General features: G+C 66.8%; 11 protein-coding genes. 5 read left to right on the top strand and 6 right to left on the bottom strand.

What is annotated here, in order from left to right; translation table 11 throughout:
• Positions 1 to 24: 24 nt before the first annotated feature.
• Positions 25 to 1,449 carry an NAD(P)/FAD-dependent oxidoreductase gene (locus CVA01_RS11630; RefSeq protein ID WP_014009853.1) on the bottom strand — a complete coding sequence of 475 codons (1,425 nt, stop codon included), beginning with the start codon at positions 1,447 to 1,449 and terminating at the stop codon, positions 25 to 27.
• Positions 1,450 to 1,807: 358 nt separating this feature from the next.
• Here CVA01_RS11630 and CVA01_RS11625 point away from each other — a divergent pair, with 358 nt between their 5' ends.
• Positions 1,808 to 3,073: a class I SAM-dependent methyltransferase gene (locus tag CVA01_RS11625; RefSeq protein ID WP_141330902.1), complete on the top strand. Its 1,266-nt coding sequence runs from the start codon at positions 1,808 to 1,810 to the stop codon at positions 3,071 to 3,073.
• A gap of 11 nt (positions 3,074 to 3,084) precedes the next feature.
• On the opposite strand, the gene CVA01_RS11620 is transcribed toward CVA01_RS11625, so the two are convergent.
• A complete protein-coding gene (locus tag CVA01_RS11620) occupies positions 3,085 to 3,738 on the bottom strand; it encodes a DedA family protein (RefSeq protein WP_014009855.1) in 654 nt (217 codons plus the stop codon).
• Between the two features lie 151 nt (positions 3,739 to 3,889).
• The gene (locus CVA01_RS11615) at positions 3,890 to 5,278 is read right to left on the bottom strand and encodes an MFS transporter (RefSeq protein WP_141330900.1); all 1,389 of its coding nucleotides are present in this window, start codon (positions 5,276 to 5,278) and stop codon (positions 3,890 to 3,892) included.
• A 196-nt stretch (positions 5,279 to 5,474) separates the two neighbouring features.
• On the opposite strand from CVA01_RS11615, the gene CVA01_RS11610 reads away from it, so the two are divergent.
• Together CVA01_RS11610 and CVA01_RS11605 are read left to right on the top strand one after the other, a co-directional pair.
• Positions 5,475 to 7,190 carry an FAD-binding dehydrogenase gene (locus CVA01_RS11610; RefSeq protein ID WP_073884720.1) on the top strand — a complete coding sequence of 572 codons (1,716 nt, stop codon included), beginning with the start codon at positions 5,475 to 5,477 and terminating at the stop codon, positions 7,188 to 7,190.
• 26 nt (positions 7,191 to 7,216) lie between these two features.
• Complete coding sequence (locus tag CVA01_RS11605) at positions 7,217 to 8,656, top strand: amidase family protein (RefSeq protein ID WP_141330898.1); 1,440 nt, start codon at positions 7,217 to 7,219, stop codon at positions 8,654 to 8,656.
• Here the strand turns inward: CVA01_RS11605 and CVA01_RS11600 are convergent.
• Positions 8,653 to 9,162, bottom strand: coding sequence for a phosphoribosyltransferase (locus tag CVA01_RS11600; protein WP_014009859.1), 510 nt, complete (start codon positions 9,160 to 9,162; stop codon positions 8,653 to 8,655). The genes CVA01_RS11605 and CVA01_RS11600 overlap by 4 nt on opposite strands.
• A gap of 45 nt (positions 9,163 to 9,207) precedes the next feature.
• Between CVA01_RS11600 and CVA01_RS11595 the strand changes: the two genes are divergently transcribed.
• On the top strand, positions 9,208 to 10,152 hold the full coding sequence (locus CVA01_RS11595; protein ID WP_041630538.1) for a 2-dehydropantoate 2-reductase: 945 nt from the start codon (positions 9,208 to 9,210) through the stop codon (positions 10,150 to 10,152).
• Positions 10,153 to 10,158: 6 nt separating this feature from the next.
• On the opposite strand, the gene CVA01_RS11590 is transcribed toward CVA01_RS11595, so the two are convergent.
• Together CVA01_RS11590 and CVA01_RS11580 are read right to left on the bottom strand one after the other, a co-directional pair.
• A complete protein-coding gene (locus CVA01_RS11590) occupies positions 10,159 to 12,018 on the bottom strand; it encodes a BCCT family transporter (RefSeq protein ID WP_244938281.1) in 1,860 nt (619 codons plus the stop codon).
• Between the two features lie 406 nt (positions 12,019 to 12,424).
• Positions 12,425 to 12,895, bottom strand: a complete 471-nt coding sequence (locus CVA01_RS11580) for a GyrI-like domain-containing protein (RefSeq protein WP_041629970.1) — start codon at positions 12,893 to 12,895, stop codon at positions 12,425 to 12,427.
• Positions 12,896 to 13,063: 168 nt separating this feature from the next.
• Between CVA01_RS11580 and CVA01_RS11575 the strand changes: the two genes are divergently transcribed.
• A complete protein-coding gene (locus CVA01_RS11575; RefSeq protein WP_014009864.1) occupies positions 13,064 to 13,894 on the top strand; it encodes a DUF4261 domain-containing protein in 831 nt (276 codons plus the stop codon).
• Positions 13,895 to 13,910: the final 16 nt, after the last annotated feature.

Below are 13,910 nucleotides of genomic sequence, written 5' to 3'. Positions count from 1 at the left end.
CGGGGTGGTCGAGGAGCGGTGGAACTAGTCGGTGGTGGGCTTGGTGTCCCGGCCCTCGCCGACCTTCAGGTTGTCGCGGACCATGACGGAGCGGATGCCCTTCTCGTCCTCGAGCTCACGCAGACGGTGCAGTGTGTTGCGGCCGTGGAGCTGCTGGCGGGTGGCCACCAGGTGCCAGCGGTTCGGGGACAGGGAGTTCAGGCCCCAGCTGTAGGCGGAGACGAAGCGGTTGCGGAAGCCCACGAGGAACATGAGGTGGACGGCGAGCCACATGAACCAGCCGAGCACACCGGCGATCTCGCGGTCGCCGATCTTCACGACGGCGTAGAAGCGGGACACGATCGCCATGGTGCCCTTGTCGTGGTAGTTGAAGTCCGGGCGGGCGTTGGTGCCCTCGACCTCGCCACGGATGATGTCGGCGACGTGCTCGCCACCCTGGATGGCGACCTGGGCCAGGCCGGGCAGGCGGTTGTAGCTCATCATGTCACCGATGACGAAGATCTCCTTGTGACCTTCGATGGCGAGGTCGCCACCGACCGGGACGCGACCGGCGCGGTCGGCGTCCACACCGTCGATCTGGTCGGTGACCATCTTGCCCAGCGGGCTGGCGGAGACACCGGCGGACCAGATCTTGCAGTAGGAGCCGACGGTGGTCTCCTCTTCGGTCTTCATGTTCTTCCAGGTGACGCCGTGCTGGTCGACGTTGGTGACCAGGGAGTTCGGGATGACCTCGACGCCGAGCTTCTCCAGACGCTTCTGGGCCTTCTTGCCCAGGTTCTTGCCGAAGGGCGGGAGGACCTGCGGGGAACCGTCGACGAGGAGGATCCGGGCACTGTTGGTGTCGATGTCCCGGAACTCGTTGTTCAGGGTGCGGTGCGCCATCTCGGCGACCTGGCCGGCGAGCTCGACGCCGGTCGGGCCGGCACCGACGATGACGAAGGTCAGGAGGCGCTTCTTCTCCTCCGGATCGTCGGTGATCTCGGCACGCTCGAAGGCGCCGGTGATCCGGGCGCGGATCTCGAGGGCGTCGTCGATGCTCTTCATACCCGGGGCGAACTCGGCGAACTGGTCGTTGCCGAAGTATGACTGGCCGGCGCCGGCGGCGAGGATGAGGGAATCGTACTGCAGCACGACCTCACGGCCACCCAGGTCTGCGGTGATGACCTTGGAGGGGACGTCGATGTCGCGGACCTCGGCCTTGACCACGCGGGTGTTCTTCTGCTTGCGCAGGATCTGGCGGATGGTCGGGGCGATCTCACCGGAGGACAGGACGCCGGTCGCCACCTGGTACAGCAGCGGCTGGAAGAGGTGGTGGTTGGTGCGGTCGATGATGGTCACGTCGACATCGGCGTCCGCGAGGCGCTTCGCTGCGAACAGTCCGCCGAAACCGGCTCCGACGATGACGACGTGGTGACGACCGCCGGCGGGGCGGGTCGGGGTGGATGCCATGGAAACAGTCTCCTCGCTCTACGGAGCTGTCGGTCACCTGTGTGGGGCCACCGTACAGAACCGTGCATGTTGTGATCGGCCGCAGCTCGTGCAGGTGGTCGGTGGCGGTTTCTTCCGTCGACCCGGCCTGCCTGGCGGCAACGTCGGTTGTTATGCGGCTAGTGTAGTGGTTTATTCCCAGTTGTTCAGAGCGTGGGTGCGTCTCCGGCGCCCGTTTCTGGGCGAGATGTCCGTTTGCGGGAGTCAGGCCCCCACAGGGGTGCCTGAAAATACCCCTGCAACAGGCGAAGACCACCCCGTCGGTGCCCCCGGTCAGTGTCCGGGCGCCGGCACCGAGAGTTTCTGGAAGGAGTTGCCGGTGTCCGAGGGTTTCATCGACCCCGAGCGGTGGCCGGACCTGGTCCGGCGCCCGGAGGCGACGCTTCTCGGTTCGCGCGCCGCCCGGGTGCGGGAACGTCTCGAACTGCTCACCCGTGACAACGGCATCGCCCTGACCCCGGGAGCGCGTCCCCGGTTCGTCGTCCGGGACGGCCTCGTCCTCGACCGGATCGTGGCCGACGGTTGGCTCGGTCTGGCGGAGGGGTACATGGCCGGCGAGTGGATCGCCGACCCGCTGCCGGAGGTCCTGGGCGTCCTGCTGTCGCAGCCACTGGAGAGCGGCCTCGGCGCCCTGATGTCGCGGCGCAGGCGCCGTGATTTCGGCGGGGTCGGGACCGGGGAACTCCCGGACGCGCTCGTCGAGCTGTACACCGGGGCGACCCGCGCCACCGGCTCGGCCCTGTTCGCCTCGGGGACGCGGACCTCCGCGACCCGTGACGTCACCCAGTTCGGCCGCGTCACCCCGGTGGTGGAGAGCTGGATGGACGCCCCGTCGGTGGTGGAGCGCGCAGACCTCGATGATGCGCAGGTCCACCGGACCAACCGGATGCTCGACATGGCGCGCACCGGTCCCGGTGACCGGGTGCTTGAACTGCCGAGCAGTGGTGGCGCGTTGGCGGTCATCGCGGCGCGCCGTGGTGCCCGCGTCGATGTGCTGACCGCCGATCCCGACCACGCCGAGGTTGTCCGGGCACGTGCCCATGCCGCGGGCGTCGGTGGCGCAGTCAGGGTCGAGACGATCCGTGGCGTGGTGCCGTCACCGCGGCAGTGGTCGGGCACCTATGACGCGGTGTTCAGCGTGGAGCGTGCCGAGACACTCGGGGACGAGGGGCTCGGGCAGTTCTTCGATGCGGTGGAGCGCATGCTGTCGCGCGACGGGATCGCCGTGATCCAGTCGGTTGTCCACGCCGGGGGCTCGGAACTGGCGGACGACGTGGTGGCGCAGAGTCTCGACGTCATGCGTGCCTATGTGTGGCCGGCCCTGCGCTACCCGACGACGGTGCGGATGACCGCACAGGCCAACAAGGCGGGCCTGGAACTCCTCCGCGAGGTCCATACCGGGTCGCATATGGCGCTGACCCTGGGGCTGTGGCGGGCAGTGTTCACTTCACGCGAACGGCAGGCCGCCGCCGCCGGCTTCGATCCGGTCTACCGCCGGCTGTGGGACTACCAGCTGGCACTGCATGAGGCACTGGTGGATGCCGGCGCGCTGGACTGTGTGCAGCTGGTAATGCGACGGCATTGACGTCTCTGACGTCACTGATCTTCTGCGTCGCTGTCGCCGGCGAACCGTTGACGCATGTTCCGGCGCTCACGGCGGGCATGGAGCTGCATCCGGGTGACCTTCACCGCGACGGGGAGAAGTACTGCACCGACGCCCACGATGACGATCAGGTCGAGGTAGTCACGGACGAAGGGGATACCGCCGAGCAGGAATCCCAGCACGGTGATCCCGGCTCCCCAGGCGAAACAGCCGATGACCGACCAGAAAGTGAAGGCCGCGCGGGGCATCTTCGCGATGCCGGCGACGAGGGGGGCGAGGGTGCGGACGACCGCGATGAACCGGGCGATGAGCACGGTGAAGGGCCCGTAGCGGGAGAAGAACTCCTCGGTCTTCGTCACGGCGTCCGGACCGATCCAGTTGAGGACGCGGGACTCCAGCGCCGCCTGGCCGTATCTGCGTCCCAGCGTGTACCCCACCTGGTCGCCGATGACGGCGGCCATCGGGATGCAGAGACACAATGCCCACAGTGGGGCGAAGGGGTTGTCCGACGCGGCCATGATCCCCGCGGTGAACAGGAGCGTGTCACCGGGGAAGATGAACCCGATGAGGATGCCTGTCTCCATGAAGATGATGATCATGATTCCTGCGAGGCCGAAGGAACTCAACAGGTTGTCGACGTCGAACATGCAGCGATTGCCTCGCTTTGTCAGGGGAGGGGACGCCCTGGGCAACGGCAGCGGGCCGTCCCGGCGAAATGAAACGCCACCCACAATAGGCCAACGGCCCCGGAAACTGTGCTTCCGGGGCCGGATAAGTGATGCGGGTTCAGCCGCCGGATCAGACGCTGTAGAGGTCGATGTCCCTGGTCTCCCGCATGACACGGATGGCGACGAGCGAGATCACCGTCACCACGCCGAGGTAGACGCCCACGGCCCAGGGGCCGTAGCTGGTGGCCAGGGCCACGGCGATGAACGGGGCGATGGCGGCACCGAGGATGGACGCGAAATTGTAGGCGATTCCGGAGCCGGTGTAGCGCACGTTGGTGGGGAACATCTCCGGGAGCACGGCGGACATCGGGCCGAAGATCAGGCCCATGAGCAGCATGCCGAGGGAGAGGTAGATACCGGCGCTCAGTCCGGTGGCGGTGTCCGGGTCGAGGAAGAGCTGGAAGGCGCAGCAGTAGACCAGGATGAGGCAGGACGCGATGGTCAGGAACTTCTTCCGGCCGATGGTGTCCGCCAGGTGGCCGGCGATCGGGATACCGATGACGAAGAACAGGGCGGAGATGAGCTGGATGACCAGGAAGTGCTCGTACTCGATGCCCAGGCCCTTTCCTTCGTCCTTGTCTCCGATGCCGAAGGACAGGAACCAGGTGGTCACGATGTAGAAGAGGGTGTAGGTGGAGACCATGACGAAGGTGCCGAGGATGACGTCTTTCCACGCGTTCCGGAAGACCTCCTTGGTCGGGACCTTGACGTCCTCGCCCTTGTCGAGGGTCTCCTGGAAGACAGGGGTCTCGTCGAGCTTGAAACGGACCCACAGACCGATGGCCACCATCACGGCGGAGCAGAGGAAGGGCACGCGCCAGCCCCAGGAGAGGAAGTCTCCCTTGATGTCACCGTCGGTGTGGTTCATGATCGTGACAAGCAGCAGGAACAGGCCGTTGGCCAGCAGGAATCCGAACGGTGCGCCGAGCTGTGGCCACATGGCGGCCCGGGCGCGCTTGCCTTCCTCGGCGTTCTCGGTGGCCAGCAGGGCTGCGCCGGACCACTCTCCGCCGAGGCCGATGCCCTGGCAGAAGCGGAGCAGGGCGAGCAGGGCCGGGGCCCACAGACCGATCTGGTCGTAGGTCGGCAGGCAGCCGATGATGAAGGTGGCGATACCCATGGTGAGCAGCGCGCCGATGAGCGTGGCCTTGCGTCCGATGCGGTCACCGAAGTGGCCGAAGAGGACCGAGCCGACCGGGCGGGCGACGAAAGCCAGTCCGAAGGTCGCCAGGGAGGCGAGCAGGCCGACGGTGGAGTTCTCGCTCTTGGGGAAGAACAGGTCGGGGAAGACGACGACGGCTGCCGTGGCGTAGGCGTAGAAGTCGTAGAACTCGATCGTCGTACCGATGGTGGACGCGATGATCACGCGCCCGCGGCTGTTTCCGTTCGTCCGGGCCTTGTCACCGGTCCGGTCGGTCGAGGGTTCAGGCGGTGGGGTGGGCTGGAGGGTGTAGGTCATAGTTCGCGGCGCTTCTCTTCGGGGTCAGGTACGCCCCGACGGTCTCCCACTGTGTGGGATGCCAGGGCCAGTGAATGGGAAACTACTCTCTCACATTGTGAGCGTCAAGTTCCTAAAGTATGAGACTGAAGCTGAATTCGAATTAATGTCGTTAACTTGCTGCAGGGTGCACGGGCGGTCCATAGGATAGTTCGCCATGGGAGAGAGAACTGATGTCATCGTCGTCGGCTGCGGACTCGCCGGCATGGTCGCCGCCCATGAGGCGCAGAAGGCGGGGCTCAAGGTCCTGGTGCTGGACCAGGAGAACCGCAACAACCTCGGGGGACAGGCCTTCTGGTCGCTCGGTGGACTGTTCTACGTCGGAAGCCCCGAGCAGCGGCTCATGGGTGTGAAAGACTCCGAGGATCTCGCATGGCGGGACTGGGAGAACTCCGCGGACTACGAGGACACCGCCCCCGGCGGCAACGACCACTGGGCCCGCGAGTGGGGCCGTGCCTACGTCCACTTCGCGGCCACCCAGAAGCGCGACTATCTCAAGGGCCTCGGTCTCAACGTCCTGCCGACGGTCGGCTGGGCCGAGCGTGGCAGCGGTGACGCCTCCGGCCACGGAAACTCCGTGCCCCGCTTCCACCTCACCTGGGGCACCGGGCCCGAGGTCGTCCGTGTCTTCCGCGAGCCGCTGCTCGAGGCGGAGAAGGCAGGTCGGGTGACCTTCGCCTTCCGTCACCGCGTCGACGAACTCACCGTCGAGGGGGACGCCAACGGCATCCGACGCGTCGTCGGCGTCAAGGGGAGCATCCTCGAACCCTGTGACGACCTTCCGCGTGGCGTCGAGTCCTCCCGGGAGGTCGTCGACACCTTCGACATCCGGGGCGCCGCGGTCGTCGTCACCTCCGGCGGTATCGGAGGAAACCTCGACCTGGTCAGGAAGTCCTGGCCGACCGACCGGTGGGGCGAGTGCCCGGAGGGCCTGGTCACCGGCGTCCCCGCCCACGTTGACGGACGGATGATCGGCATCTCCGAGGAGGCCGGTGCGTCCACCGTCAACACCGACCGGATGTGGCACTACACCGAAGGCATGAAGAACTGGGACCCCATCTGGCCCAACCACGGCATCCGGATCATCCCCGGTCCGAGCTCACTGTGGTTCGATGCCGCCGGTGACCGCCTGCCCACCAACCTCTTCCCCGGTTCGGACAACCTCGCTGCCCTGGCCCACATCGGCCGCACCGGTCACGGCTACAGCTGGTTCGTGCTGGACAAATCCGTCGCCGGCAAGGAGTTCATCTTCTCCGGCTCGGAGCAGAACCCCGACCTCACCGACAAGGAGTTCCGCAAGCTCCTCGGCAAGATCGGACCCGGCATGCACGTCGCGGTCCAGAACTTCATGGACCACGGCGAGGACTGGGTCATCGCCAATGACCTTGACGCCCTCGTCACGGGGATGAACGACCTCGCATACGCGGAGAACCCGGACGCACCTCTCATCGACGTCGACCACCTGCGCCGTCAGGTGGAGGACCGGGACAGTCAGATCGACAACAAGTTCAGCAAGGACGCCCAGGTCAACTACATCCACACCGCGCGGAAGTTCCTCGGCGACAAGATCGTCCGCGCCGCGTCCCCGCACCGCCTGCTCGACGAGAAGCACGGACCGTTGATCGCGGTGCGACTGCGGGTGCTCACCCGCAAGACCCTCGGTGGCATCGAGACCGACCTGTCGGGACGCTGCCTGCGCTCCGACGGCTCGGTACTGCCCGGGCTCTACGCCGCCGGTGAGGTCGCCGGTTTCGGTGGTGGCGGCATGCACGGGAAGAATGCGCTGGAGGGCACCTTCCTCGGCGGCTGCATCCACTCCGGCAAGCGGGTCGGCGAGGCACTCCGCGTGCAGGTGCGTGCTCTCCAGCGCTGAGCAGGCATTGCCGATAGTCTCAGGGGATGAATACCCCGGAGATTCCCTGGCACACCTTGGACGCACACGACTGGCGCGATCACGTCGCCACGTTCACGGACGACCCGGAACGGGAACCCGGGTCGCCGGGTGGGGCAGAGACCGGCGTACGTGCCGCCCTGACGCGCATCGCCCGCTACGACCGGGATCTCAACGCCTTCCAGACCGTCCTCGCCGATGAGGCTCTCGCTACCGCGACCGATCTCGACCGGCTGGAACCCGCTCAGCGTGGCCGACTGCACGGCGTTCCGGTGGCGGTGAAAGCCGAGATCGACGTCAAGGGCGTGGTGACCACCTTCGGCACCCGGGCAAACACCACTCCGGCGACCGCGGACGCCCTCGTCGTGCAGAAGCTCAGGGACGCCGGCGCGGTCATCATAGGGGTGACGCGCATGCCCGAGTTCGGGGCCTGGCCCTACACACAGACGGACGGTTACGGTGTCACCCGCAATCCGCACGACCAGTCGAAGACGCCCGGCGGCTCCTCGGGTGGTTCGGCAGCCGCGGTCGCCGCCGGACTGGTCCCCGTCGCCCTCGGCGGTGACGGTGGCGGGTCGATCCGCATTCCCGCGGCGAACTGCGGTCTGTTCGGCCTCAAGCCCCAGCGTGGTCGGGTTTCCGCGTCCCCGAACCCCCACCTGTGGCATGCACTCGGCACCACCGGCCCGCTCACCCGTTCCGTGCGGGACAGTGCTCTGGTCTATGACCTCGTCAGCGGAAACGTCGACGGGGACGCCTACCGTGCCGAACCTGTCGGGTCACTGGTCGAGGCGGTCGACGGTGCCGCTGCGGCACCGCGGTTGCGCATCGGTGTGTGCCTCACTCCGCCGGCGAAGACCGGGAAACTCCACCCCGAGCATGCGGCGGCGGTGCACCGTGCCGCTGATCTGCTGCGCGCCGCAGGGCACACGGTCACGGAGTACGACCCGCACTATCCGGACCCCACCGCGTCCTTCATCCCCCAGTTCTTCGCCGGAATCCGCACGGAGAAAAGGGGGGTCGAACACCCGGAGCGACTGGAGGCACGCACCCGGGCCGTGGTCCGGACGGGTGCCTGGGTCCGCCGCCCGGTCCACCGGTGGGCGGAGAAGAAGGGCGGGACGATCGCCCGCGCCCTGGACCACGTCTGGACAGAGGTGGATGTCCTGCTCACCCCGACGGTGCCTGACCGGCCGGGTGCGGCGGACGCGATCGCCGGCAAGGGTGCGGTGCGGACCCTGCTCGCGGCCAGCGGGCCGGTGGCCTACACCGCGATGTGGAACGTCACCGGGTTCCCGGCGGCGTCCGTCCCGCTGGGCACCGGCAGCGACGGTCTGCCGCTGTCCGTGCAGCTCGTGGGGCCGGACAACGGCGAGGAACGCCTCGTCGCGCTGTCCTCCGAACTGGAGACGGCACTGGATGCCGGGACCGCCGACGAGACGACCTAGCTGGCGTTGCCGCCGGCCGGGGTGCCGGTCGGGGTGATCACCGGGAAGTCGGACCAGGGGAAATCGATCCACTGGTCGGTCTTCTTCCACGCGTAGTCCGGGGTGATGATCGACCGGGACTTGTGGTAGATCACCGCGGTGCGCGACTCGACGACGGTCTCCGCGCAGTACTGCTGGACGAGTTCGAGGGTCTTGCCGGAGTCAGCGACATCGTCGGCGATCAGGACCTTCATGCCCGACAGGTCGACGGCCTCGGGCGTCGGCGGAAGCATCACCGGAGCTTCGAGGGTCTCACCGATACCGGTGTAGAACTCCACGTTGATCACGGAGACGTTCTTCACGCCCATCGCGTAACCGAGCGCACCGCCGATGAGCAGGCCACCGCGGGCGATGGAGAGGATCAGGTCGGGCTTGTAGTCGTCGACGATCTCCTGGGCCAGTTCCTTGATGGCGTCGCCGAAGAGTTCGTAGGAGAGGATCTCGCGTTCATTGCTCGTGGGGCTCATGGGGTCTCATCGTAGCGTGTCCGGCGCATTCCTAAGATGGTGGACATGCGAATCGGAATCATCGGAGCCGGCGCGGTCGGCACATTCTTCGGCGCGCGGCTCGCCCAGGCAGGTCACGACGTCACGGTCCTGGCACGGGGAGCCGCACTCGACGCGGTCCGCGCCGACGGACTGCGGGTCGACATCGACGGGCAGGAGCCGCAGTTCGTGCCTGTCCACGCCGCGGCGTCCCCGGCGGAACTCACCACCGCTGACGGTGAGGCCCTCGACGTGGTTCTCCTGGCGGTCAAGGCCACCGGCGTGACTCTCGCGGAGCGACAGGCGCAGATCGCCGCGCTGGTGCAGGGTATCCCCGGGGATCCGGTGATCGCCACGACACAGAACTCGGTGGAGGTCCACCGCCTCGTTGCCGATGCCGTGGGCACCGACCGTACCTGGCCCGGCGTGGTGCGCGGCTACTTCATCCACACCGGTCCGGCGACGGTGAGGTTCGTCCCGCCGCTGGCCAGTTTCACCGTCGGACTCTGGGAGGGCGCCGGAAGTACCCGGGACGCCACCCTCGCAGCCTTCGCCGAGACCTTCACCGCCGCGGGGATCACCGGCATCGTCCGTGACGACCTGTGGTGCGACATCTGGGAGAAGGCCATGTTCGTCACCTGCTTCGGTGCACTCGGAGCGGTTGCGCAGCAGCCGATCGGGGCGCTGCGCACCACCCTGCGGTCCAGTCTCGAGGGCATGGTCACCGAGGCGGACGCCGCGGCACGGGCCACCGGTGTGGAACTGCGGGAGGACGCGGTGGCCCGGACCATGGCCTTCATCGACGCCCAGCCGGAGGATGCCACGAGCTCCATGCAGCGTGACATCACCGAGGGCATCTCCGGCGAGCTCGATTCCCAGCTCGGCGCGATCATCCGGGCCGGGGATAACGGGGGAGCGGACACCCGGCTGCTCGATCTGGTCCACGGACTGCTGCAACTGCGCCTGAGCTGAGGCGGTTCAGTCCCGGTTCACTCCCGGGGTGACCGGATCGCCGTCGGCGTCCTCGTCACCGATGTCGTCACGGCGATCGTCATCGGGTGTCCAGCCGTCAGCCCACTCACCGGAGCCGTAGTCGTAACCGACGGCATTGCCGGCCTCATCGGTGCGCTGGTACCACTCAGTGACCTCCTGGGAGGTCGAGTCGAAGTCCGCACCGGCACCGTGACCCTCCTCGGCGCGTCCCACAGAGAGCTCGAAGTCGTCGCCGTGCTCCTCAAGCCCCTTGACCACCGCATTGTGGATGGCGGTCTCGGCGTAGTTCCGGCGGATCGCCGCCGGGTCGGTACTGAGGTCCCTGATGAAGGCCACGATGAGCCCGATGAGGACCACCGAGAACGGGATGGCGATGAGGATGGTCAGGTTCTGCAGACCACTGAGGGCGTCCTCGCCGCCGGCGAGCAGCATGACCACGGCGATGCCCATCATGCACAGGCCCCAGAAGATGACCGTGTACTTGCGCGGTTCGGGGTTGCCTTTCTCCGACAGCGTGCCCATGATCACTGACGCCGAATCAGCGGAGGTCACGAAGAAGACCGCCAGGACGAACATGATGATCCACGGGGTGATCTGCGCCAGGGGGAGGTTGTCGAACATGGAGAACAGGATCTGCTCCGAGGAGTCGTTCCCGTCCATGCCGACGGCCCCGTTGCGGTGCTGGGTGATGGCGGTACCACCGAAGATCGTGAAGGCCAGGATGAGGATCGCGGTCGGAACCAGGGTGGTGACCACGGAGAACTCCCGGAGGGTGCGTCCTCTCGAGATCCGGGCGATGAACATGCCGACGAACGGGGTCCAGGCGATCCACCATGCCCAGTAGAAGGCGGTCCAGGACGCCTGGAAGTCGACGGTGTCCTGGCCCCAGGACAGGGACTTGCCCATCATCTCGATGAGGCCGGAGGCGTAGGACGCCGCGCCCGAGGGCACGAGGTTGAGCAGGAACAGCGTCGGTCCGACGAGGAAGACAAACAGGATCAGGCCCAGCGTCAGGCTGATGTTGATGTTCGACAGGTAGCGGATACCCCGGGAGACCCCGGAGACGGCGCTGATGATGAACGCGAGGGTGAGTACCGCGATGATGATGATCAGGGCACTGTTGGCCAGTGGGCCGGCCCCGGAGACGATCTCCACGCCGGTGCCGATCTGGATCGCCGACAGGCCCAGGGTGGCGGCGGTGCCGAAGAGGGTGGCGATGATCGCCATGATGTCGACGAGGCGTCCGGCGAAACCGTTGGTCTGGTTCTCGCCGAACAGTGTGCGGAACACCGAGGACAGCAGGGAGACCCGGCCGCGACGGTAGGTGCTGTAGGCCAGTGCGCCGCCGACCAGTGCGTACAGGGCCCACGGGGACAGTCCCCAGTGGAAGTGTGCCTGGGCCATCGCCTGGTGGACGGCTTCGGGGGTGTCGGCGTCGACGGTGTGGGGCGGAGGCGACAGGTAGTACGACAGCGGCTCGGAGGGGCCGAAGAAGAAGATGCCGACGCCGATGCCGGCACCGAACATCATGGCGATCCAGGAGAACCGGGAAAACTCCGGCTCTTCGTCGTCCTTACCCAGCTTGATCTGGCCGAACCTGGAGAATGCCAGGTAGACCATGACGATCAGGGCGGTGATCATGACGATGTTCAGCAGCCAGCCGGTGTTCTCCATCGCCCAGGAGAACATCGACGACGACGTCGAGGCCACCGAGTCCGGGCTGGTGACACCCCAGATGATGAAGGCGAGGATGAGGGGGGCGGTGATGCCGAAGACCATCTTGTCCAGGCCGAACCTGTTGCGCTGTTCATCGATGCTGATCCCGGGGACAAGGCCGGGGTGCATGTCATCGGGGTAGAGGCCTACCGCACCCCGCCGTGTGGCGGGGTCGGAGGTACGGGCAGTCGGACTGTCAGGTGAATCTGGTTCAGTCATTCTCCCAGGTTAGCGGCATGCCCCCGGGCCCTGTTCATCCACCTCTCAGAATCTGCCGTCCGGCCCGGTTCCGCGGTGACCTGGGACAGCAACCGGCAGTAGTTCATGAGCTGTTCGGGTGAGGCGCATTGCGGCGGCGGCGTCCACGCCGTTCTGCAGCAGCTCGCGCAAGATGACCCGCGGGCCGGAGTAGATGTGGCGGCTCAGCGGGTCGACGACTCCCGAGGTCGACCTGGAAGGTGTTCTGGTCCCCGTTGCGCATCGGCATAGCGACGTATCTGGCACAGGGGAGGCAGATTGGTACCGGAAGAATTACTTACTCCACGTAGGCGCCGAGCAGGGTCTCGTTGTCGGCCGGGTCACCGTCCGGGGTCGGTTCGGTGAGGTACTGCTCCCAGGCGAGGCCGGTGGGAGTCAGACCCTGCTCGTTGACCCAGTCGAAGAGGTGCCCGTAGGCGGCGACGATCAGGTCGTAGCTCCCTCGGACCAGCAGGGTGACCGCCCGGCCGGCAGGCAGGACTTCCGGGGTGACGTCACCGTCGGCGCTGATCGGGTCGGTGACGGGCACCGCGGCGGAGAGGTCGATGGTCTCCGCTGGCATACCGTGGGTGACAGCCATGGCCGGTCCGGAGGGGCTGACGCCGGCCTTTCCCAGACTGTTGAAGATCAGCGGAAAGGCGCGGTCGTAGTGGTCTCTGATGCCGTCCATGGGAAGTGTCTCGCGGACGACGGCGAGATGCTGTTCCGGGCGTTCGGCAAGTTCCGGGGTGGGGAAATCGGTGGTCATCACAGCCTCCTGGGGTGTTGTGGTGGTGTCGCCCGTCGATTCTACCGGCAGCGGGGGTGGACGTGGGAACGGGTGATCGATTAATGGATTTCTTTCCGTCCAGGCTTCCAGCGTCATCGAGCTGATCCTCACGCAACCGGACAAAGGGTCTCAGGTACCCTCGCGACCATGTCTGACGAGAACCCCGCCACCCCGTCCGCCACATTCGAACCGCGTCTGATGCTCGGTGACCTGCTGTTTGAGTCGCTGCCTGGAGAGGAAGACGTGATCGCGCAGGTGTCCGATGTGCCGGGTGACCTCGGTGTCGCCGTGGAACCGGTCGCAGGGAAGGAGGGGATTCTCGAGGTCCGGATCGCGAAGTTCGGTGCCATCGCCTTCCTCACCCTCATCGACGCGCCCGTCCCGGACCATGAGGCCGAGTCCAACGCCCACCAGCTGTACTGCCAGGGCGAGGACCGTGACCGCATCTCCACGCACAAGGCACAGATCCTCGTCGCCGTGCCGCCGGAGTTCACCGGTGACGCCGCCGAACAGGTCGCTGACCTGTCCGCACCGCAGACCCAGCTGATCGCCGCCCGTGTGCACGGCATGCTGACGATGGCTCTGTCACGTCTGCCCGGTCTCGTCGGCTACTACTCCGGGTCCGCGGCGGCGACGTTCGGCCTGCCGTTCCTGCACCAGGTCGTGACCGGTCAGTTCGGCTCCACCCCGTGGCCGCTGTGGGTCTCGGCCTGGCTGCGACCGGAAGCGGAGGGCTTTTCCGGTTACACCCACGGTCTCTGGGCGATGGGACATCCTGAGCTGCAGGTGGTGAACGCCTCCATTTCGCCGGAGGACCTGTTCATGTACCTCATGGACACTTCCGCCTACCTCGTCCTTGAAGAGGGGGAATTCGCCGACGGGCAGTCCACCGGACGCAACGCCGAGGAACTGTTCACTCTGCACGCCGAGCCGTGGGTCGTCGACCAGAGTGTCCCGGCGTTCCGGATCGGGATGTGAGGCGCACGAAGCGGGC

Source organism: Corynebacterium variabile (assembly GCF_006539825.1).
GTDB lineage: Bacteria > Actinomycetota > Actinomycetes > Mycobacteriales > Mycobacteriaceae > Corynebacterium > Corynebacterium variabile.
This window is presented reverse-complemented; position numbering and strand designations above follow the sequence as displayed.

Coding starts and splice junctions, on each gene's coding strand:
- CVA01_RS11610 (WP_073884720.1), top strand. CDS start 5,475: ATGGGAGAGAGAACTGATGTCATCGTCGTCGGCTGCGGACTCGCCGGC.
- CVA01_RS11590 (WP_244938281.1), bottom strand. CDS start 12,018: ATGCACCCCGGCCTTGTCCCCGGGATCAGCATCGATGAACAGCGCAAC.
- CVA01_RS11595 (WP_041630538.1), top strand. CDS start 9,208: ATGCGAATCGGAATCATCGGAGCCGGCGCGGTCGGCACATTCTTCGGC.
- CVA01_RS11620 (WP_014009855.1), bottom strand. CDS start 3,738: ATGTTCGACGTCGACAACCTGTTGAGTTCCTTCGGCCTCGCAGGAATC.
- CVA01_RS11605 (WP_141330898.1), top strand. CDS start 7,217: ATGAATACCCCGGAGATTCCCTGGCACACCTTGGACGCACACGACTGG.
- CVA01_RS11575 (WP_014009864.1), top strand. CDS start 13,064: ATGTCTGACGAGAACCCCGCCACCCCGTCCGCCACATTCGAACCGCGT.
- CVA01_RS11630 (WP_014009853.1), bottom strand. CDS start 1,449: ATGGCATCCACCCCGACCCGCCCCGCCGGCGGTCGTCACCACGTCGTC.
- CVA01_RS11615 (WP_141330900.1), bottom strand. CDS start 5,278: ATGACCTACACCCTCCAGCCCACCCCACCGCCTGAACCCTCGACCGAC.
- CVA01_RS11580 (WP_041629970.1), bottom strand. CDS start 12,895: ATGACCACCGATTTCCCCACCCCGGAACTTGCCGAACGCCCGGAACAG.
- CVA01_RS11600 (WP_014009859.1), bottom strand. CDS start 9,162: ATGAGCCCCACGAGCAATGAACGCGAGATCCTCTCCTACGAACTCTTC.